Annotated in this window: 19 protein-coding genes; 7 read left to right on the forward strand and 12 right to left on the reverse strand. The window is 63.1% G+C overall.

The window, feature by feature from the left end; all coding sequences use genetic code 11:
- The first annotated feature begins 122 nt into the window (after positions 1-122).
- Positions 123-1,043, forward strand: a complete 921-nt coding sequence (gene yegS, locus QMX97_RS18655) for a lipid kinase YegS (protein ID WP_065903534.1) — start codon at positions 123-125, stop codon at positions 1,041-1,043.
- On the opposite strand, the gene QMX97_RS18660 is transcribed toward yegS, so the two are convergent.
- The 3 genes from QMX97_RS18660 to QMX97_RS18670 all read right to left on the reverse strand — a co-directional run bounded on the left by QMX97_RS18660 (position 1,002) and on the right by QMX97_RS18670 (position 3,338).
- The gene (locus QMX97_RS18660) at positions 1,002-1,661 is read right to left on the reverse strand and encodes a response regulator transcription factor (RefSeq protein ID WP_106803042.1); all 660 of its coding nucleotides are present in this window, start codon (positions 1,659-1,661) and stop codon (positions 1,002-1,004) included. The two genes, yegS and QMX97_RS18660, sit on opposite strands and share 42 nt — an antisense overlap.
- The gene (locus QMX97_RS18665) at positions 1,658-2,551 is read right to left on the reverse strand and encodes a sensor histidine kinase (RefSeq protein WP_282397375.1); all 894 of its coding nucleotides are present in this window, start codon (positions 2,549-2,551) and stop codon (positions 1,658-1,660) included. Before QMX97_RS18665 ends, QMX97_RS18660 begins: the two co-directional genes overlap by 4 nt.
- Positions 2,552-2,888: 337 nt before the next feature.
- On the reverse strand, positions 2,889-3,338 hold the full coding sequence (locus QMX97_RS18670; protein ID WP_201145654.1) for a hypothetical protein: 450 nt from the start codon (positions 3,336-3,338) through the stop codon (positions 2,889-2,891).
- A gap of 551 nt (positions 3,339-3,889) precedes the next feature.
- On the opposite strand from QMX97_RS18670, the gene QMX97_RS18675 reads away from it, so the two are divergent.
- Together QMX97_RS18675 and QMX97_RS18680 are read left to right on the forward strand one after the other, a co-directional pair.
- Positions 3,890-4,825 (forward strand): chemotaxis protein CheV, encoded by a 936-nt coding sequence (locus QMX97_RS18675; RefSeq protein WP_065903528.1) that lies wholly within the window; start codon positions 3,890-3,892, stop codon positions 4,823-4,825.
- Positions 4,826-4,864: 39 nt separating this feature from the next.
- Positions 4,865-5,671: an MOSC domain-containing protein gene (locus tag QMX97_RS18680; protein WP_120449320.1), complete on the forward strand. Its 807-nt coding sequence runs from the start codon at positions 4,865-4,867 to the stop codon at positions 5,669-5,671.
- A 66-nt stretch (positions 5,672-5,737) separates the two neighbouring features.
- On the opposite strand, the gene QMX97_RS18685 is transcribed toward QMX97_RS18680, so the two are convergent.
- From QMX97_RS18685 to QMX97_RS18720, 8 genes are all read right to left on the reverse strand, one after another.
- Positions 5,738-6,022 (reverse strand): pyrimidine/purine nucleoside phosphorylase, encoded by a 285-nt coding sequence (locus tag QMX97_RS18685; RefSeq protein ID WP_058424671.1) that lies wholly within the window; start codon positions 6,020-6,022, stop codon positions 5,738-5,740.
- A 152-nt stretch (positions 6,023-6,174) separates the two neighbouring features.
- Positions 6,175-6,717, reverse strand: coding sequence for an exonuclease domain-containing protein (locus tag QMX97_RS18690; RefSeq protein ID WP_065903525.1), 543 nt, complete (start codon positions 6,715-6,717; stop codon positions 6,175-6,177).
- Between the two features lie 74 nt (positions 6,718-6,791).
- The gene (locus tag QMX97_RS18695; RefSeq protein WP_282397366.1) at positions 6,792-8,714 is read right to left on the reverse strand and encodes an acetyl/propionyl/methylcrotonyl-CoA carboxylase subunit alpha; all 1,923 of its coding nucleotides are present in this window, start codon (positions 8,712-8,714) and stop codon (positions 6,792-6,794) included.
- A gap of 125 nt (positions 8,715-8,839) precedes the next feature.
- On the reverse strand, positions 8,840-9,601 hold the full coding sequence (locus QMX97_RS18700; protein ID WP_282397367.1) for an enoyl-CoA hydratase-related protein: 762 nt from the start codon (positions 9,599-9,601) through the stop codon (positions 8,840-8,842).
- Positions 9,598-10,755: a citronellyl-CoA dehydrogenase gene (gene atuD, locus QMX97_RS18705; RefSeq protein WP_282397368.1), complete on the reverse strand. Its 1,158-nt coding sequence runs from the start codon at positions 10,753-10,755 to the stop codon at positions 9,598-9,600. Before atuD ends, QMX97_RS18700 begins: the two co-directional genes overlap by 4 nt.
- A 20-nt stretch (positions 10,756-10,775) precedes the next feature.
- A complete protein-coding gene (gene atuC, locus QMX97_RS18710) occupies positions 10,776-12,392 on the reverse strand; it encodes a geranyl-CoA carboxylase subunit beta (RefSeq protein WP_065903514.1) in 1,617 nt (538 codons plus the stop codon).
- A 3-nt stretch (positions 12,393-12,395) separates the two neighbouring features.
- Entirely contained in the window at positions 12,396-13,268 is an 873-nt protein-coding gene (locus QMX97_RS18715; RefSeq protein WP_065903510.1) for an SDR family oxidoreductase, read from the reverse strand.
- 12 nt (positions 13,269-13,280) lie between these two features.
- The gene (locus tag QMX97_RS18720; protein WP_282397369.1) at positions 13,281-15,059 is read right to left on the reverse strand and encodes an acyclic terpene utilization AtuA family protein; all 1,779 of its coding nucleotides are present in this window, start codon (positions 15,057-15,059) and stop codon (positions 13,281-13,283) included.
- A 153-nt stretch (positions 15,060-15,212) separates the two neighbouring features.
- On the opposite strand from QMX97_RS18720, the gene QMX97_RS18725 reads away from it, so the two are divergent.
- From QMX97_RS18725 to QMX97_RS18735, 3 genes are all read left to right on the forward strand, one after another.
- The gene (locus QMX97_RS18725) at positions 15,213-15,836 is read left to right on the forward strand and encodes a TetR/AcrR family transcriptional regulator (protein ID WP_106803048.1); all 624 of its coding nucleotides are present in this window, start codon (positions 15,213-15,215) and stop codon (positions 15,834-15,836) included.
- A 94-nt stretch (positions 15,837-15,930) separates the two neighbouring features.
- Entirely contained in the window at positions 15,931-16,719 is a 789-nt protein-coding gene (locus QMX97_RS18730) for a transporter substrate-binding domain-containing protein (protein WP_083221366.1), read from the forward strand.
- 68 nt (positions 16,720-16,787) lie between these two features.
- Complete coding sequence (locus tag QMX97_RS18735; RefSeq protein WP_141697273.1) at positions 16,788-17,027, forward strand: hypothetical protein; 240 nt, start codon at positions 16,788-16,790, stop codon at positions 17,025-17,027.
- Here the strand turns inward: QMX97_RS18735 and QMX97_RS18740 are convergent.
- On the reverse strand, positions 17,024-17,575 hold the full coding sequence (locus tag QMX97_RS18740) for an RNA polymerase factor sigma-70 (protein ID WP_282397370.1): 552 nt from the start codon (positions 17,573-17,575) through the stop codon (positions 17,024-17,026). The two genes, QMX97_RS18735 and QMX97_RS18740, sit on opposite strands and share 4 nt — an antisense overlap.
- Positions 17,576-17,877: 302 nt before the next feature.
- On the opposite strand from QMX97_RS18740, the gene QMX97_RS18745 reads away from it, so the two are divergent.
- A complete protein-coding gene (locus QMX97_RS18745) occupies positions 17,878-18,630 on the forward strand; it encodes a thioesterase domain-containing protein (RefSeq protein ID WP_065903494.1) in 753 nt (250 codons plus the stop codon).
- Positions 18,631-18,649 lie beyond the last annotated feature (19 nt).

Here is an 18,649-nt window from a genome sequence, read left to right on the forward strand (position 1 = left end):
CCCTACCCCCGAACCCCCCCAACCCCCAACCCCCCCCAAATTATTTCCACCCCCCACTGACTTTTTCCTCCCCACCAAAGGTCAACATCCTTCAAGCACCTTAGAACCCAGGAGACCCCCCCATGACCACCCACAAGGCACTGTTGATCCTCCACGGCAAGCAAGCCCTCAACGAGGACGTGCGCGCGGCCGTGCAGGCCCGGCGCGACCTGGGCTGGGAACTGGCGGTGCGGGTCACATGGGAAGGCGGCGACGCCCAGCGCCTGGTCAATGAAGCGCTGGACGGCGGCTACCCGCACATCATCGCCGGCGGTGGCGACGGCACCTTGCGCGATGTCGCCGAAGCCATGGCCCAGGCCAACACCGATGCCAGCCTGGTGCTCATGCCCCTGGGCACCGCCAACGACTTCGCCCGCGCCGCCGGGGTCCCGCTGGAACCTGCCCAGGCCCTGGCATTGCTGGACGTGCCGCCCAAGGCGATCGACCTCGGCCGGGTCGGCGGGCAAATCTTCCTCAATATGGCCACCGGCGGCTTCGGCAGCCAGGTCACCGCCAACACCTCCGAGGACCTGAAGAAGGTGCTCGGCGGTGCGGCGTACCTGTTCACCGGCTTGACCCGTTTCAGCGAGTTGAAGGCCGCCTATGGCGAGCTGGAAGGCCCGGATTTTCACTGGAAAGGCGAACTGCTCGCGCTCGGGATCGGCAACGGGCGCCAGGCCGGGGGAGGGCATGTGCTATGCCCGGAGGCATTGGCCGATGATGGCTTGCTGGACGTCAGCATCCTGCCGGCACCCCAGGAGGTGGTCGGCACCCTGCGCGAGCTGATGACCAACGGCTGGGGCCTGGACACCATGTTCGTCCGCGCGCGCCTGCCGTGGGTCAATATCAAGGTTGCACAGGGCCTGTACATCAACCTCGACGGCGAGCCGCTGGAAGGCGACGACTTGCACTTCGAGGCCGTGCCCAAGGCCTTGCGCGTGCACCTGCCGGTGAATTCGCCGTTAGTCGTCCAGGCTGATGATCTGCTCGCGCACCGCGAATAACACCAGGCCCGCCACGTCGAAAATCTGCAGGCGCTTCATGATTTGCGAACGGTGCGCTTCCACGGTCTTGATGCTCAGGCCCAGGCCGTGGGCGATTTCACGGGTGGACTTGCCGCGCACGATCAAGCGCAGGATCTCCAACTGCCGGGCGGTGAGGTTATGGCTGTGGCCGGCGGGCGTGGTGGCGCCCTGGCCGCGCACCAGCGCCTGGTTGATCACGGTGTGGGCGATCGCCGGGCTCAGGTAGCGCTCGTTGTTGCGCAAGGCCAGCAGCGCGTGTTCCAGCTCGTTGGCGGTGGTGTCCTTGAGCAGGTAGCCATGGGCGCCGGACTCCAGCGCGCACATGATCAGTTCCGGGTCGGTGTGCATCGACAGGATCAGCACTTTGCTCTTGGGGTAGCCGCGCTTGAGTTGCTGCAAGGCATCCAGGCCGCCGGTGTGCTTCATCGACAGGTCCAGCAGCACGATATCCGGCAACAGCGCGCTGAACTGCTCCAGCAGTTGTGCGCCATCGCTGGCTTCGCCGATCACCGTATAACCGGGTATGTCCTGGACCAGCGCGCGTACGCCGGCCCGGATCAGTGCATGGTCATCCACCAGGAGTAATTTGCAGGTCACTCGAGAACCTTAGGGGAACTGGCCCGTTCGAGGGCGCGGGGCGCCCAGGGGAAGAGCGCGTCGATCCGTGTCCCTTTGCCTGGCTGGCTGCTGACGGACAAGGTGCCCCCCAGCTGATCAATCCGCTCCGACATGCCGGCCATGCCCCGTTGACCTTCCAGGCCGGGGTTGATGGCAGGCGAAAAGCCCAGGCCGTCATCGCTGATAAACAGCGACAGGCCTTCGGGCAGGCGTTGCAGGCGTACCAGCAAATTGCGCGCCTGGGCGTGGCGTAGCATGTTGGTCACCGCTTCCTGGGTAATGCGAAAGGCCGCCACGGCCATTTCTTCCGGGATGCCGGTCAGCCGTTGCTGGCATTCCAGGCTCCAGTGAATCGGGGTGTTTTCCAGGGTCTTGAGCAGGTGCGCGCGCAGGCTCGCTTCCAGGCCCAGGCTGGCCAGCTGGCGCGGGTTGAGGATGGCGGAGACGTCACGCACCTTGGCCAGGGTTTCGTTGAGGGTGTTGCACAGCACCGTGCATTGGCTCTGCAGGTCTTCCGGCAGGCGGCGTTTGAGCCACTCGCTTTGCAGCTTGGCGGCGGTCAGTAGCTGGCCGATATCGTCATGCAGTTCGCGGCTGAGGCGGTGGCGCTCGTTTTCCTGCACCTGCAGCAAGCGGTCGGCAAGTTCCTGGGGCTGGAACTTGATGGACTTGCGTGAGCGCCACTGCTGCAGGCCAACCACCACCACGATCGCCAGGTTCAACAGCACCACCACCAGCGGCATCGGCTCGGCGTGGGCGTAGGTCCACAGGCTGAGCAGCAGCGAGACAAGGCACAAGGCAAGGACCAGGCGTCGAGCATGGCTGCGGGACACGGACCTGGCGAGGAGTGACTTGAAGTTGGCGTACATAGCGGATGGAGCCAATGAGGGTTCGCTGCGGGAAGACCGGTCACGGCGGCTGACAGGGCTTTGTGTGGAATGCGTGGCCGAATCGTTTTTATACATGATGAAGTTGAGTTACTTCGAGCGGGGCATAGTATCACCCCTGTAACCGTTGGTCGCCTGGCACTTTGCTTTTGCCGTGCCTATATCCAGGCAAATACCCGGGCGGTAACCACAGAGTTTGGAACAGTGGGAAGTTGTATTATCGAAGTTGGTTTGTATCGATATGTCCGTTAGTGGCTATTTGATATTTATTCCGGTCGTTTTTAGATAACTCAGGGTGCGAATACGACCTGTCATTGGTTCAGGACGTGTGATGCATTCGTTGTTGCGGTTTGCTGCTGAAGTCTTTTTGTGGGATCTGCAGGATGACCGTGGCAATCAAGGTCGTTTGCTCGGTTTCGTCCAGGGTCAGTTGGCCAGTCTTGGCGTCGATGAGTTCCAGCTGCCAGGCCAGTAACGTCAGGCAATCATGCAGCGCATCCAGGGCCTGGTCATGCAGGTGCAGAGGGTTTTCGGCATTCGCGATCAGGTACTGGATGTGCCGCGAGAACTCGCTGATGGCCTGCAGCGCCAGGGCGTCGGCCTTTTCGGCCAGCTTGATCAGGCTGATCTTCATGCAGTCGATCGCGTCGCTGTCATTGCGGATCATATGCAGATGACTGAGGCACTCTTCGGACTTGGCCAGTAGCTTCTCGGCTTCATGCAGAAACTCGGGAAGTGCAAGTTGCCACTCGTTACCGTCGTTCATCATGCAAGTCTCCACAACTTAAGGTCGGGTGATGAGATGTCGCACCGGGTGAATGGCTTAAAACTAGCGCTGAAATATGACTGAAATCTGTAGGTCGCTTCTGAGATTTCAGTAGGACGCTTATTTGAATGATGGCGACGGCGGTGCGTGGCCCTCATGAGCGGGGTCCGTTGCACACCTTCAGTTACCCTCGCGTGGAGGTCTGGAAGGCCCGTGGGCCGAGGGCTTGGGATGGCAAACAAAAGCCTGACTCCATTCATGCATTGAGAATGGCGTCACATTAATGGCTATTAGATATTGCGAATATCAGGTTGGGCCCGATTGTGTCTAAGGGAATCCCTTAGATAGCGGAACCTTGCGTCGATTTGAATGTCGCGCAACGTCGCTGCACCGCCTCTGGAGCGGCGTTCGCAGTAAACCATGATGTCAGTGTGACATCAACGAATTTACATGGCATTTTACCAGGGTCAAGGTCTGGCGCTCGCCGCCGATAACCTCTCCATGCAATGCACTCACCCTCGCGCCACACTTTCAGCGCACACCAGGAGCTTTTAATGGCCGGCATTCTCGACACGGTAGACCAACGCACGCAACTGGTGGGTGAGAATCGCCTCGAAATCCTCATGTTTCGCCTGGCCGGGCGCCAGCTGTTCGCGATCAACGTGTTCAAGGTCCAGGAAGTCCTGCAATTGCCCAAGTTGACCTTGATGCCCCAGCGCCACCCGTTCGTGTGCGGCGTGGTCAACCTGCGTGGCCAGACGTTGCCGGTGATCGACCTGTCCCAGGCGATTGGCATGCGCCCCTTGGTGCCTGGGCCGAACAGCACGATTATCGTCACCGAGTACAACCGTTCGGTGCAGGCGTTCCTGGTGGGCGGCGTGGACCGCATCGTCAACATGAACTGGGAGGCTATCCTGCCGCCGCCGACCAGCGCCGGGCGCCAGCACTACCTCACCGCCATCAGCAAGGTCGATGACCAGTTGGTGGAGATCATCGACGTGGAAAAAGTCCTCGCCGAAATCGTGCCATACAACGCCAAGGTCTCCCGCGAAAAACTCGACGACCCGGTGCTGGAACGTGCGCGTGGCCGCGAAGTGCTGCTGGTCGACGACTCCAATGTGGCCTTGTCGCAACTGCGCGACACCCTCGGCCAGTTGGGTGTGAAGATGCACATCGCCAGCGACGGCCTCAAGGCGCTGAACATGCTCAAGGCCTGGGCCGACAGCGGCCAGGTGATGACCGACAAACTACTGATGATCTTCACCGACGCCGAAATGCCCGAGATGGACGGTTACCGCCTCACCACCGAGATCCGCAACGACCCGCGCCTGCGTGGGCTGTATGTGGTGTTGCACACGTCGCTGTCGGGGAGCTTCAACGATTCGATGGTGAAGAAGGTCGGTTGCGACAACTTCCTGTCCAAATTCCAGCCCGACAAACTCGTCGATGTGGTGCGTCAGCGTCTGATGCTGGACGAAGTGCCGGCTTGACCTTAGGGTGACGGCTTTGCCCCTCAGGAATGCAGGCTCATGCTTCGTCTCAGCGCGTTGTACCGTTACCCCTTGAAGTCCGGCAAGGCCGAGAGCCTGCAACACATCGGCCTGGATAAGCTGGGGCTGGACGGGGATCGACGCTGGATGCTGGTGGACGAGGCCAGTGGGCGTTTCCTCACGCAGCGGGCCGTGGCGAAGATGAGCCAGTTGTCGGCGCTGTGGAGCAGCAGCGGTGGCCTGAGCTTGAGTTCGCCCGGGTATGCTCCGCTGGACGTGGCGTTGCCGGCCGGCGACGCCGCGTTGCGCGGTGTGACCATCTGGCGCGACACCTTGCGCGTGCCGGACGCAGGCGACGAAGCGGCGGCGTGGGTCAGTGACTTTATCGGCAAGCCGACCCGGCTGGTGCACATTCCCCTTGAACGCGCGCGTACCACCGAAGCGGGCTACGGGCGCGATGACGACCAGGTCGCGTTCGCCGACGGTTACCCGTTGCTGCTGATCGGCCAGGCTTCCCTGGACGACCTCTCGCAACGCATCGGCCGGCCCATGGAGATGCTGCGCTTTCGCCCCAACCTTGTGATCGAAGGCAGCGCCGCCTTTGCCGAAGACGGCTGGAAGCGCCTGCGCATTGGCGACGTCGAGTTCCGCGCGGTCAAGCCGTGCTCACGGTGCATCCTCACCACCATTGACCCGCACACCGGCGAACGCAGTGCCGACCGCGAGCCTTTCGCGACCCTCGAGGCATATCGCAAGACCGAAAACGGCGCGATTTTTGGCCAGAACCTGGTCAATGACGGCGTGGGCCGGCTTGAAGTCGGCATGCCGGTGACGCTGCTTGAATAGGGTGCCGCGCGCATAAAAAATGCCCGTCTCGCAGGAGACGGGCATTTTTTTTGACCGGTCGACGGCTTAGCCGCGGTATTCGCACAGGTAAGCGGTGTCCACGGCGACCTTCAGTTGGAACTTGCTGTTGGCCGGTACGTTGAACTGGCTGCCGGCGGCGAAGGTTTCCCAGTCGCTGGCGTCGGGCAGCTTGACGGTCAGGGCGCCGGACACCACGTGCATGATTTCACGCTGGGCGGTGCCGAATTCGTATTCACCCGGGGCCATGACGCCGATGGTCGCCGGCCCTTCAGCGGTGCCGAAAGCGATCGACTTGACGGTGCCGTCGAAGTACTCGTTGACTTTAAACATGGGCGATTCCTCGGAAAGTGGGTTAAGGCTTCCTGCTTACTGCAGGCGCCCGATGCAAGGCTTGAGGGCCTCATCGGCGGCAAGCCGGCGCCTGCAGGAAGAGCAGATTACGCAAAAAGGCTGGCCAGTATGCCCAAGCCTTCGGGAGCTGCCTAGACCGGCAAAATCAGCGGCAGCAGCCGGGCGGTGTTGCGCGCGTCTTCCAGGGCCCGATGTTGCTGCCCATGGAACTGCATCCCCGCCAATTGCAGGGCGGCGTTGAGCCCCAGCGGCTTGTCCAGGCGCCGGGCCTTGGCGAAGCGCTGCTTGAGGTTTACATGGGGCGTGTGGGCGAGTGCACTGGCCAGCTCATGGCGCTGCCATTCCAGTTCCAGTTGCACACGGTCGTAGTCACCCCAGCTGGCCCAGCCTTCCAGGCGTGCCTGGTGCTGGCCCAGCCAGCGCTCGAACAGCGACCACACCTCGATCATCGGCAACGCGCTGTCGATATTCGCCTGGGTGATGTGGGTCAGCTTGCGGCAAAAGGGCGTCAACAAGGGCCGACGCAGGGGCCGTACGAAGCGCTGGAAGTGGTCCAGCTCGCGGCCCTGGCGGTTCACCAGGCTCGCGCCGATCTCGATGACTTCCATCTCCGTCACGGGCCAGCCGCCGTCATCCGTCGTGGCTTCAAGGTCAATAATCAGCCAATGAGGCATTGTGCAGCTTCCCGTACTCATCCCTTACTGATGGGGATAGAGCGTAGCCCGGCCCTGTAGTTCCCGCCCAGCGCTTATTCGATCTCGAGCAAAACCTGGCGATTGCGCACCTGATCGCCGGCAGTCACCTGCACGCCCTTGACCACGCCGTCCCTGTCGGCCTTCAGCGGGTGCTCCATTTTCATCGCCTCAAGTACCAGCAACAGCTGGCCTTTGCTCACGGTGTCGCCGGCGCTGACCCGCACATCGACGATGGCACCATCCATCGGGGCCTTGACCCGGCCGCTGCCGGCGTCCGCCTGGCGCTCGACGACCTGCTGGGTGCGGTTGGTCACGGTGATGCCGGGCAGCCACAGCTGGTCGCCATCATGGTGATAGGCGATACGCCGGCGGATGCCATTGATGATCAGGCTGGCCCAGCGCCCGTCGGTGGCAAGGGGGTGGATGTCGAGGCCATTGGCGTGCAGGCGCTCGTTCTCCAGCACGCTGACCGCGATTTCGCGGACCTCGTCGTGGACGGCCAGGCGGTAGGTCCACGTCAGCGTGGCGTTGTTGCGCCAGCCCGCCAACCCCTGGCGATGCTGGCCGGCGCTGTGTTGATAAAACAGCGCGGCGGCCACGGCGAGCTGTTCCTCGGTCGCCGCCAGGGCTGGCACCTCGCTGAAGTGTTCGGCAATAAACCCGGTACTGAAGTCAGCACTGACAAACCCCGGGTGCTTGAGCAGGTCGGCCAGCATGTGTTGATTGCTCGCCACCCCCAACAGCACTGTGTCTTCCACTGCGCGCAGCAGCTTGCGCCGGGCCTCTTCGCGGGTGGCGCCGTGGGCGATGATTTTGCCCAGCATCGGGTCGTAGAACGGGCTGATGCGCTGGCCCTGCAGCACGCCATGGTCAACCCGCACGCCCGCCGCCGGTTGCCAATGCAGGACCTTGCCGGTTTGCGGCAGAAAGTCCTGCGCCGGGTCTTCGGCGTACAGGCGCACTTCCATGGCGTGGCCGCTGAGGGTCACGCCTGCCTGGTCCAGCGGCAGGGGGTGGCCGGCGGCGATCTGCAGTTGCCAGTCCACCAGGTCGAGGCCGGTGATCAATTCGGTGACCGGATGCTCCACCTGCAGGCGGGTGTTCATTTCCAGAAAGTAGAACTGGCCGTTGCGATCGAGCAGGAACTCGACGGTACCTGCGCCGACATAATTCACCGCGCGTCCCGCCCTGAGTGCGGCTTCGCCCATGGCCTGGCGCAGCGCGGGCGTCATCACCGGGCAGGGTGCTTCTTCGATGATTTTCTGATGGCGCCGCTGGATCGAGCAGTCACGCTCACCCAGGTAGATAAGGTGGCCGTGGCTGTCGCCAAACACCTGGATTTCGACGTGGCGCGGCTCGATCAACGCCTGTTCGAGGATCAGTTCGTCACTGCCGAAGGCGTTTTTCGCCTCCGAGCGGGCGGTGTGCAGGTTGTCCAACAGCGCCTCGGGTTGATGCACCAGGCGCATGCCTCGGCCGCCGCCACCGGCGCTGGCCTTGATCATCAAGGGATAGCCGATGCGCTCGGCTTCTCGCTGCAGTGTGCTGTCGTCCTGGGCCGCGCCCTGGTAGCCAGCGATACACGGCACCCCGGCCTCGAGCATGGCGAGTTTGGACAGGCGCTTGCTGCCCATCAGCTCGATGGCCTCGGCGCTGGGGCCGATGAACGTCAGGCCGGCCTGCTGGCAGGCGTGGGCGAACGCGGGGTTTTCCGATAGAAAACCGTAGCCGGGATGCACCGCATCGGCGCCGGTGAGCCTGGCCGCTTGGATAATCGCCGGGATATTCAGGTAGGACTGCTGCACCGGCGCGGGCCCGATATTCACCGCCTCATCGGCCATCTGCACATGCAGCGCCTGCGCGTCGGCGTCGCTGTAGACCGCAACTGTGCGGTAGCCCAGGGCCTGGGCGGTGCGCTGGATACGGCAGGCGATTTCGCCGCGGTTGGCGATCAGGATCTTGGTGAAGTCGGGCATGGGCTTATCCCTTGACTGATGGGGGTGATGGTTCGGGCCTCATTGCGGGCAGGTCGGGTTGTCGCAGCGCCGCTCTCACCGTTGGAATGCATTTCCCTGTGGGCGCTGGCTTGCCTGCGAAGACGTCATTTGCACCAGCGCGGTTTGCGCTTCTGCACAAACGCCTGCGTCCCCTCAATCCCTTCTTCACTTCTCACCGCCTCGGCAAACCACTGCGCGCCGCGATCCAGCACCGCCTCAAGCGGCTCATCCACACTCGCCAGCAACAGGGATTTGGTCCGTCCATTCGCTCCCGGCGCGCAGCGCAGTACCTGCCCCAGCACCTCGTCCAGGCGCTCCGCCAATGCCTGCGGGTCGCGCTCGGTGAAGTGCACGACGCCCAGCCGCTCGGCTTCAAGGCCGTCAAAGCGCGCCGCCGTCAGTGCCAGTCGGCGGGCCTGGGTCAGGCCGATACGCTTGACCACGAACGGCGCAATCTGCGCCGGCAGCAAGCCCAGGCTGGTCTCCGGCAAACCGAACTGCGCCTGGTGATCGGCAATCGCGATATCACTCACGCACGCCAGGCCAAAGCCGCCGCCCAGCACTGCGCCTTGCAGCACCACGATCACGACTTGGGGAACCGCCTCGACTTCTTGCAACAAGGTGCCAAACGCCCGGTTCAGCGCCTGGAGTTGATTACCCGCCGTGACCAGGTCCTTCACATCGGCCCCGGCGCAGAAATGCCCGCCGGCGCCGCTGATCACCAAGGCGCGCACCTGGCCGTCGAGTTGCGCCAGCACCGCGCGCAGTTCATTGACCATTTCCAGGCTCATCGCATTACGGCTTTCAGGGCGATTGAGGGTGATGTGCAGCACGCCGTTATGCGGCTCCAGCAAGAGCGTGTTCATGCTTTTTTCCCCGGCAAGGTGCCCATCAGTTTGCAGATGATGCCCAGCATGATTTCGTCGGCGCCGCCGCCAATCGAGACCAGGCGCACATCGCGATAAGCCCGCGCCACCGGGTTGTCCCACATGAAGCCCATGCCGCCCCAGTATTGCAGGCAACTGTCGCTGACTTCACGGCCCAGGCGCCCGGCCTTGAGCTTGGCCATGGAGGCCAAGCGGGTTACGTCCTGGCCTTTGATGTATTGCTCGGTGGCCTGGTAGACCAGCGCGCGCAGGCATTCGATTTCGGTGGCCAGTTCGGCCAGGCGAAAGTGGATGACCTGGTTGTCGATCAGCGCCTTGCCGAAGGTCTGGCGCTCCTGGCAGTAGGCGATGGTGCTGTCGATGCAGTACTCCAGGCCCTTGATCATATTGGCCGCGCCAAACAGCCGTTCTTCCTGGAACTGCAGCATCTGCATCATGAAGCCTGCACCTTCATGGCCGATGCGGTTGCGCTGTGGCACGCGCACGTCATCGAAAAACACCTGGGCCGTTTCCGAACTGTGCATGCCGAGCTTTTCCAGGGGCGGGCTGACGCTGATCCCCGGGGTGTTCATCGGCACCATGATCAGCGACTTGTTGATGTGCGGCTTGTCATCGGAAGTGTTGGCCAGCAGGCAGATAAAATCGGCGCTGGGCGAGTTGGTGATCCACATTTTGCTGCCGTTGATCACGTAGTCGTCGCCGTCCTTGCGCGCGTGGGTTTTCAGCCCGGCCACGTCGGAACCGGCGCCGCTTTCCGACACGCCGATACAGCCCACCTGTTCGCCGCTGATGGCCGGGCGCAGGAATTCATCGCGCAGTTCATCGGAACCGAAGCGGGCGAGGGCGGGGGTGCACATGTCGGTCTGCACGCCGATGGACATGGGGATGCCACCGCAGCGGATGGTGCCGAACTCTTCGGCGGCGACGATCGAATAGCTGTAGTCCAGGCCCATGCCGCCGAACTGCTCCGGCTTGGAGATACCCAGCAGGCCGAGGTCGCCGGCCTTGCGAAAGATCTCGTGGATGGGGAAGCGCCCGGCTTTTTCCCATTCATCCACATGGGGGTTGATCTCGCGGTCGACGAAGGCGCGGACGGTGCGGCGCAGTGCCTGGTGTTCCTGGGTGAAGATCATTGTTGTTGTTCTCCTGAGCGTTAGAAACGCGCCACGCCAAAGCTGTTGGGCTGCAACTGCCGCACATCAGCCTCATGACAAATATCCAGCAGCAACCCCAGCAGCGTGCGGGTATCGCGGGGATCAATCAGCCCGTCATCCCACAGATTCGCACTGCCATACAGCGCAGTGGATTGGCTGTCGAGCTTCTGCGCCGTGACCTGCTCCAGCATGTCCAGCACCTTGGGATCCGGCACCAGGCCGTCCTTCAACTGCTTGGCCTCGGTGACAATCCGCAGCACCTTGCCCGCCTGCGCACCGCCCATGACCGCCGTGCGGCTGTTGGGCCAGGCGAAGATAAACCGCGGGTCCAGGCCACGCCCGCACATCGCATAGTTGCCGGCGCCGTACGAACCGCCGACCACCACCGTGAGTTTAGGCACCCGCGCGTTGGCCACCGCCTGGATCATCTTCGCACCGTGCTTGATCACCCCTTGTTGCTCCGATTCGGTGCCCACCATGAACCCGGTGGTGTTGTGCAGGAACAGCAGCGGCGTGCGGCTCTGGTCGCACAGTTGGATGAACTGGGCGGCCTTGCTCGCGCCCTTGGGCGTGATCGGGCCGTTGTTGCCGATCACGCCGACGGCGCGGCCCTGGATCTGCAGGTGGCCGCAGACCGTGTGGGCATCGAACTCGCCCTTGAACTCGAGGAACTGCGAGCCGTCCGCCAGCCGCGCGAGGATCTCGCGCACGTCATAGGGTTTCTTCGGGTCATCGGGGATCAACCCCAACAGCTCGTCGATGGGATACAGCGGCTCGGCATACGCCCGTCTCGACGCCGGCGGCAGGCGCTCATCCCACGGCAACAGGCTGACAATCTCGCGCACGATGCGCACGCCGTCGGCATCGTTTTCCGCCAGGTATTCGGCGGTGCCGGCGGTTTGCGCATGCATCTCGGCGCCGCCCAGTTCTTCATCCGTGGCGATTTCACCGGTGGCGGCCTTGAGCAGCGGCGGCCCGGCGAGGAACAGCTTGGCCTTGCCGCGCACCACCACCACGTAGTCCGACAACCCCGGCTGATACGCCCCACCTGCAGTGGCCGAGCCGTGCACCACGGTGATCTGCGGCAAGCCCATGGCCGACATGCGCGCCTGGTTGGCGAAGCTGCGCGCGCCTTCGACGAAAATCTCGGCGGCATAGTTGAGGTTGGCCCCGCCGCTTTCGGCCAGGGTCACCACCGGCAGTTTGTTCTCCATGGCGATCTGTTGCAGGCGCAGGGATTTCTTCAGGCCCGTGGGGGAAATGGTGCCGCCCTTGATTGCGCTGTTATTGGCCACCACCAGCATGCGCACGCCGCTGACGTAGCCGATGCCGGCGATCAAGCCGCCACCGGCGGCGCTGCCGTCCTTGTCATCATGCAGTTTGTAGCCGGCCAGGCTCGCCAGTTCGAGGAACGGTGCGCCGGGGTCCAGCAGCAAATTGAGGCGTTCGCGTGGCAGCAGTTGGCCGCGCTGGTCGAACTTGGGTTTGGCCGCCTGCGCCTTGGCGAGCAGCGCGTGTTCCAGCTGGCGCAGGTGTTGGATGCCTTCCAGCATGGCTTCGCGGTTCTGCGCAAACTGCGGGCTGTGGGCGTCGATCAGGCTTTCAATCACCGGCATGGTTCAGCGCTCCGCCTTGAGGACATCGGGCAGGTACGCGCGGTGAAAACCGTTGAACGGTTCACTCGGCGACGCGGCCTTGTGCAACGGCCAGGCGCGGCTGCCCAGGCTGGCGGCGCCGTCGATGCGCAGGGTGCTGCCGCTGACAAAGGCCGCGGCGGGGCTGAGCAGAAACACGATGGCCGCGCTGACTTCCGACTCGGTGCCGATCCGCTTGAGCGGCACGTGTTCACGCAGGGTCGGGATCACCGCCTTGAACGCGCCCTCGTAAGTGTCCATGCCACTGGAGGCGATCCAGCCCGGCGCCACGGCATTGACCCGTACCCCGGCATACCCCCATTCGAAAGCGGCGGTCTTGGTGAAGTTGTCCATGCCCGAGCGTGCCGCGCCGGAGTGGCCCATGCCGGGCATGCCGCCCCACATGTCGGCAAGCATGTTGACGATGGCACCGCCATGCTTGCTCATCGACTGGTTGAACACTTCCCGCGCCATCAGGAAACCGCCCACCAGGTTGGTGCGCAGCACCGTTTCGAAGCCCTTCTGGTTGATCGACGCGAGCGGCGACGGGTACTGGCCGCCGGCGTTATTCACCAGGCCATGCACAGGGCCATGTGCTTGAATGATCTGCGTGACCAGCGCTTTCACCGCCTCTTCATCACGAATATCGCAGGCCTGCCAATGGGCAGTGCCGCCATCTTCGGCAATTTCCGCCGCGACCTTCTGCAGTTTTTCCGGCTTGCGTCCGACCAGGATCACGCGGGCGCCAAGGGCCGCCAGTTCGTGGGCGGTGCAGCGGCCAATCCCGCTGCCACCGCCGGTGACGATCACGGTATGTCCCTGGAACAGGTCGGCTTTGAAGATCGAGTCGAAGGCCACGGCAACGCTCCTTTAAGTGAGTTGATCAGCGATGTGTTGCGGCACGGCGATGGGAATTTCCAGCAGTTGCTGGGCGAAGGCCTTGCCTTGCGGGTCGATGCGCAGGCTGGCGATGCCGCCACCGCCCAGGGCGTTTTCCAGCAGGAAGTTGAGGCTGTGGCTGCCGGGCAGGTACCAGCGTTCGACGCGGCCGTGCACGGGGTCGAGCACGTGATCCATCCAGTCGACGATGACTTCCGGGGTCAGCGCCTCGGCGATCCACGGCAGGTACTCCGGCGCGCGCGCGATCACGCCGATATTGCTGTGGTTGCCCTTGTCGCCGGAGCGCGCCACGGCCAGCTTCACCAACGGCACACTGGCGTCGGCGCGGCCTTGGGGTTTGGGCGGATCCACGGCAGCGGCCGGCAGGAGAGGGGCGTCGGCGGTCGGCAGCACGCAGGGGTGTTTGTCGCCCTGGAAGTCGATCACCACCTCACAGGCGGACTTGTCGATCAGGAATGAAAACAGGCGAATCAGCGGGTACACCGTCGGGCGTCCCCCGACAATGCCGGTCAGCCCTGGCGCCATGCCGGTAGCCGCCTGGGCGATCTCGCGGGCGAACAGCACCAAGGCCTGTTTGCTCGGGTGCCGCACCGCCATCTTCACCACCACCTCGCGGCAATCCTGGCGCTGGGCGTGGGCGCCGTAGGTGGCCTCGCTGCCGAGCAGCTCGATGTTCACGTCGGTGTAGGGCGCCCAGCCGCGCTGGCTGAAGAGTTCGGCGGTCTTGTTGATGATCGCCTGGCTGACGCGCTCGGCCTTGGCCACCGCGTCGATGCCGGCAATCAGGCAACTGGCGGTGCAGCGAAAGCCGTCCGGGTAAGTCGCACTGACTTTGTACTGGTCGGTCGGCGGCAAGCCCTTGGCACCGTGCAGGCGCACGCTGTGTTTGCCTTGCTGGTGCAATTTGACCTGGCTGAAATCGCAGATCACATCGGGCAAGAAGTAGGCGCGTGGGTCGCCGATCTCATACAGCAGTTGCTCGGCCACGCTGAGTTCGCTGATCAGGCCGCCCGTGCCATCGACTTTGTTCACGGTGAACTGGCCGTCGGCACTCACTTCGACGATGGGGAAGCCGATGTGCTCGTAGTCCGGCACCTCGCGCCAATCGGTAAAGTTGCCGCCGGTGCATTGCGCGCCGCACTCGATGATGTGCCCGGCCAGTGCCGCCTGGGCCAGGCGGTCATAGTCCTGCCAGGACCAGTCGAAGGCATGCACCAGCGCTGCGCTGACCACCGCGCTGTCGACCACGCGACCGGTGATCACGATATCCGCACCCAACTGCAGTGCCTGGACAATCCCGGGTGCGCCGAGGTAGGCATTGGCCGACACGCACAGTGGCGGCAGCGGCGCACCGTTGAACATATCGGTGATGCCCTGCAGGTGCTTGAGTTGAGGGTGCAGGTCGTCGCCCAGCAACACGGCGATTTTCAGCGGGACCTGGGCCTTGTCGCAGGCCGCTTGCAGGGCGGCGGCGCAGGCCTGCGGGTGGATACCGCCGGCGTTGCTGATCACGCGGATGCCCTGGCGCTGGATCTCGCCGAGCAGCGGCGTCAACACTTCGACAAAATCCGTGGCGTAGCCGGCCTGGGGATCTTTGATCCGCGCACCGGCGAGGATCGACAGGGTGACTTCCGCCAGGTAGTCGAACACCAGGTAATCCAGTGCGCCGCCGTGCACCAATTGGGCGGCGGCCGTGCACGTGTCGCCCCAGAAGGCGCTGGCGCAGCCGATACGAACCGTCTTGCTCATGAGAAATCCTTCCTCGAATGGCTGGCAACGAGACTACCAAGCAAGCGCTTGGTTTGTAAACTCCAGGCACAAGTTTTGCCCAAGCGCTTGCTTGGGTGGCGGCCACGGCCTAAATTGCCGGCCAAGACGTCCGTAGAAGTAGAGGAGAGCAGCATGGATGAGCAAAAAGCCCTGCGGGTGATGCGCACCATGGTCGACGGTGGCCAATTGACTGACCCCGACAGTGCCCGGGGCAAGTTGCTGCAGACCGCGGCTCACCTGTTTCGCAACAAGGGATTTGAACGCACCACGGTGCGCGACCTGGCCGGCGCCGTGGGCATCCAGTCCGGCAGCATCTTTCATCACTTCAAGAGCAAGGACGAGATCCTGCGGGCGGTGATGGAGGAAACCATTCATTACAACACGGCGATGATGCGCGCCTCGCTCGAAGAAGCGACCACCGTGCGCGAACGCGTGCTGGCGCTGATCCGTTGCGAGTTGCAGTCGATCATGGGCGGCAGTGGCGAAGCCATGGCGGTGTTGGTCTATGAATGGCGTTCGCTGTCGGCCGAGGGCCAGGCCCAGGTACTGGCCCTGCGCGATGTATATGAACAGATCTGGCTGCAGGTGCTGGGTGAGGCCAAGGCGGCGGGCTACATCAAGGGCGATGTGTTTATCACCCGGCGTTTCCTCACGGGTGCGCTGTCCTGGACCACCACCTGGTTTCGCGCCGAGGGCAGCCTGACGCTGGAAGAGTTGGCTGAAGAAGCCCTGCTGATGGTGTTGAAGCCCGACTGAGGCGCAAGCTATTCATTTGACGGTGAAAAAGTTGTCTCGCCAGACAAAAACGCCTAGCTTATCGCCATTAACGTAGTGAACGGTGTGTGCCTTGATGTTTTCGCCATGGCGGCTGGCTGCAGGACTTACTTTTTGGGCACTGGGCACCGCGTGGTGGATGCCGGCTTCGGCTGCGCAATTGGTACGGATCGGCGCCGCGCACTTTCCACCCTACACCGTGCGCCCCGAGCAGGGCGCCGACACCGGGCTGCTGCCGCAGTTGGTCGAAGCGCTCAATGCTTCACAGGCCGACTACCAGTTTGTGCTGGTGCCCACCTCCATCCCGCGACGTTTTCGTGATTTCGAGCAGGGCCGTATCGACATGGCCATTTTCGAAAACCCCGACTGGGGCTGGCAGAAAATTCCTCACACCAGCGTGGACATGGGGCTGGAAGACGCGGAAATCTTCGTCGCCCAGCGGCAGCTTGATCGCGGCCAGGACTATTTCACCGACCTCACCGGCAAACGCCTGGCGGTGTTCAGCGGCTATCACTACGCCTTCGCGCATTTCAACCCTGACCCCAAATACCTGGCCGAGCAGTTCAACGCCACGTTGACGTATTCCCATGACAGCAACCTGCTGATGGTGGTGCGCGGGCGTGCGGATATTGCGCTGGTCACGCGTTCCTACCTGAGTGATTTCCTGGTGCGCAATGCGGACATGGCCGGCCAGTTCCTGGTTTCGGAGCGCATCGACCAGGTCTATCACCACTACGCCTTGCTGCGCCCCAAGGCGCCGATCACCGGCGCGGCCTTTTCCGCCTTGCTCAAGCGCCTGCGTGACAGCGGCGAGCTGCTGAAGATTTTCGAACCCTATCGCATTGACGTCATGCCGACGCCCTGACGGCTAAATTTCCTAGCGCTGCTCACGTCATCTCAACCAACGGTTGACGATGTTTGCGAGTGCCCTTCATGTCACATCCCACTGATCTTTGCGACCTTTCCCACGGTGAAGTCCTGCGGCGTTTCGATGCGCGGTTGGCGGCGATGGTGCATTACTTCTACCTGGATGCGCAGTGTGCAGAAGGGGCGGCAGGCCCCGCGCAGAATCGTTGCCCCCATTGCCAGCGAGAATTCGACTTCGCCCATAAACGCGCGGCGCTGCTGATTCTTGGCGCGCAACGGCCCGGCCCTTCGCGCATCAACGTTTAGACCCGGCGTGCAAACGTATCGCTGTGGTTGCCCGAAACCTTGCGGCAATGCACCAGCGCGTCGCGGATCATGAAGTTCACCAGGGTCGGCGAGACGCCGAGTTCCTTGGCGATGTCCTTTTGCGGCACGCCGTGCAGGCGGTACATCTCGAACGCGTAGCGGGTGCGCTGCGGCAGCTCCGTCAGGGCGTCGGCGATGTTTTCCAGGGTATTGAAGTTGATATGCGAGGTTTCCGGTGAAGCGCCGTGAATAACCCCATTCAAGCCTTCCTCTTCCGTCCCGGAGTATTTGAGCTCCAGGGCCTGCTTGCGGTAGTGATCGATCGCCAGGTTGCGCACGATCTGGAACAGATAGCTCAACTGGGCCTTGAACGACGAGGTGATCGTCGGCGCGGATTGCAGCCGGAAGTAGGCGTCCTGCACTACGTCTTCGGCCCGCGAGCGGCAGCCGGTAATGCGTGCCGCGATCTTCACCAAGATCAGTCGATTGTCGACGAAAGCCTGGAGAAGTGGTGAGTCGCACCTGCCTGTGGTTACTGGTTCCGTCATGGAAATCACCTTGTCGCAAAAGAGGTTAGGGGAGGGCGTCCTTGCTGAGGCCTCCTACACATCGGGCAACAAATTATGCTTAATGATAATGATTGTCAAATGAGAAGACGAACTAATCTTATGCTTTCTTGTTAGATGTGAACCACGTCGCGCTCGCCCCCGGCGACTAATTATTTGCCGGTGCCGTCCGTTCTTCTGGGTGACAGGTCCGTTAGTAAAACGGCCAAGGATCAGCCCCCGCAGGAGGACGAAATGGGTTTCTATCGTGCATACAGCGTGTTTCAGTTTGGAGTCGTCGGCCGATGACTGCGCCGACGCGACTGCGCCTGTTTTGCCTGCCCTATTCGGGTGCCAGCGCCATGGTCTACGCGCGTTGGCGCCGAGCCCTGCCGGAATGGCTGCACGTGTGCCCGCTGGAATTGCCCGGGCGCGGCATGCGCATGGACGAGCCCCTGCAGCGCGATATCAAGGCCCTGGCGGCGCAGCTCGCGGAAGAGATCAGCCGCGACTTGAGCGGCCCCTACGCCTTGTTCGGCCACAGCCTCGGCGGCCTGCTGGCGTTCGAACTGGCGCATGCCTTGAAGGCCCGCGGTGTGCCCGCGCCGCTCGCGTTGTTTGCCTCCGGCACCGCCGGGCCGGCGCGCCGGGATGTCAGCGAATACGCCATCGAGAAAACCGATGAGCAGTTGATTGCCCGCCTGCGCGAGCTGCAAGGCACCGCCGAAGAAGCCCTGGCCAACCCCGAGTTGATGCAGTTGATGCTGCCGATCCTGCGCGCCGATTTCCTGCTGTGCGGCAGCTTCATCTATGGCCAGCGCACGCCGCTGGACATGCCGATCCATGTGTTCGGCGGCAAGCAGGACAGCGTGCGCGCCGACCAGTTGCTCGACTGGCAACTCGATGCCGCCAGCGGCTTTTCCCTCGACATGTTCGACGGTCACCACTTCTTCCTTGTGCAGCACGAAAGCGCCGTATTGCGCTGCGTGCGCCGTTACGCCGATGAACACCTGGCCCGCTGGCGCAATGGCGCGGCGCGGCAACTGGCCGCCGGCTGACAGCTCCCCACTTCCCGAA

Origin of the sequence: Pseudomonas sp. PS01298, from assembly GCF_029959745.1 — a bacterium.
Classification (GTDB): Bacteria; Pseudomonadota; Gammaproteobacteria; order Pseudomonadales; family Pseudomonadaceae; genus Aquipseudomonas; species Aquipseudomonas aylmerensis.

Coding starts and splice junctions, on each gene's coding strand:
- yegS (WP_065903534.1), top strand. CDS start 123: ATGACCACCCACAAGGCACTGTTGATCCTCCACGGCAAGCAAGCCCTC.
- QMX97_RS18665 (WP_282397375.1), bottom strand. CDS start 2,551: ATGTACGCCAACTTCAAGTCACTCCTCGCCAGGTCCGTGTCCCGCAGC.
- QMX97_RS18670 (WP_201145654.1), bottom strand. CDS start 3,338: ATGATGAACGACGGTAACGAGTGGCAACTTGCACTTCCCGAGTTTCTG.
- QMX97_RS18675 (WP_065903528.1), top strand. CDS start 3,890: ATGGCCGGCATTCTCGACACGGTAGACCAACGCACGCAACTGGTGGGT.
- QMX97_RS18680 (WP_120449320.1), top strand. CDS start 4,865: ATGCTTCGTCTCAGCGCGTTGTACCGTTACCCCTTGAAGTCCGGCAAG.
- QMX97_RS18685 (WP_058424671.1), bottom strand. CDS start 6,022: ATGTTTAAAGTCAACGAGTACTTCGACGGCACCGTCAAGTCGATCGCT.
- QMX97_RS18690 (WP_065903525.1), bottom strand. CDS start 6,717: ATGCCTCATTGGCTGATTATTGACCTTGAAGCCACGACGGATGACGGC.
- QMX97_RS18695 (WP_282397366.1), bottom strand. CDS start 8,714: ATGCCCGACTTCACCAAGATCCTGATCGCCAACCGCGGCGAAATCGCC.
- QMX97_RS18700 (WP_282397367.1), bottom strand. CDS start 9,601: ATGAACACGCTCTTGCTGGAGCCGCATAACGGCGTGCTGCACATCACC.
- atuD (WP_282397368.1), bottom strand. CDS start 10,755: ATGATCTTCACCCAGGAACACCAGGCACTGCGCCGCACCGTCCGCGCC.
- atuC (WP_065903514.1), bottom strand. CDS start 12,392: ATGCCGGTGATTGAAAGCCTGATCGACGCCCACAGCCCGCAGTTTGCG.
- QMX97_RS18720 (WP_282397369.1), bottom strand. CDS start 15,059: ATGAGCAAGACGGTTCGTATCGGCTGCGCCAGCGCCTTCTGGGGCGAC.
- QMX97_RS18725 (WP_106803048.1), top strand. CDS start 15,213: ATGGATGAGCAAAAAGCCCTGCGGGTGATGCGCACCATGGTCGACGGT.
- QMX97_RS18730 (WP_083221366.1), top strand. CDS start 15,931: ATGTTTTCGCCATGGCGGCTGGCTGCAGGACTTACTTTTTGGGCACTG.
- QMX97_RS18735 (WP_141697273.1), top strand. CDS start 16,788: ATGTCACATCCCACTGATCTTTGCGACCTTTCCCACGGTGAAGTCCTG.
- QMX97_RS18740 (WP_282397370.1), bottom strand. CDS start 17,575: ATGACGGAACCAGTAACCACAGGCAGGTGCGACTCACCACTTCTCCAG.
- QMX97_RS18745 (WP_065903494.1), top strand. CDS start 17,878: ATGACTGCGCCGACGCGACTGCGCCTGTTTTGCCTGCCCTATTCGGGT.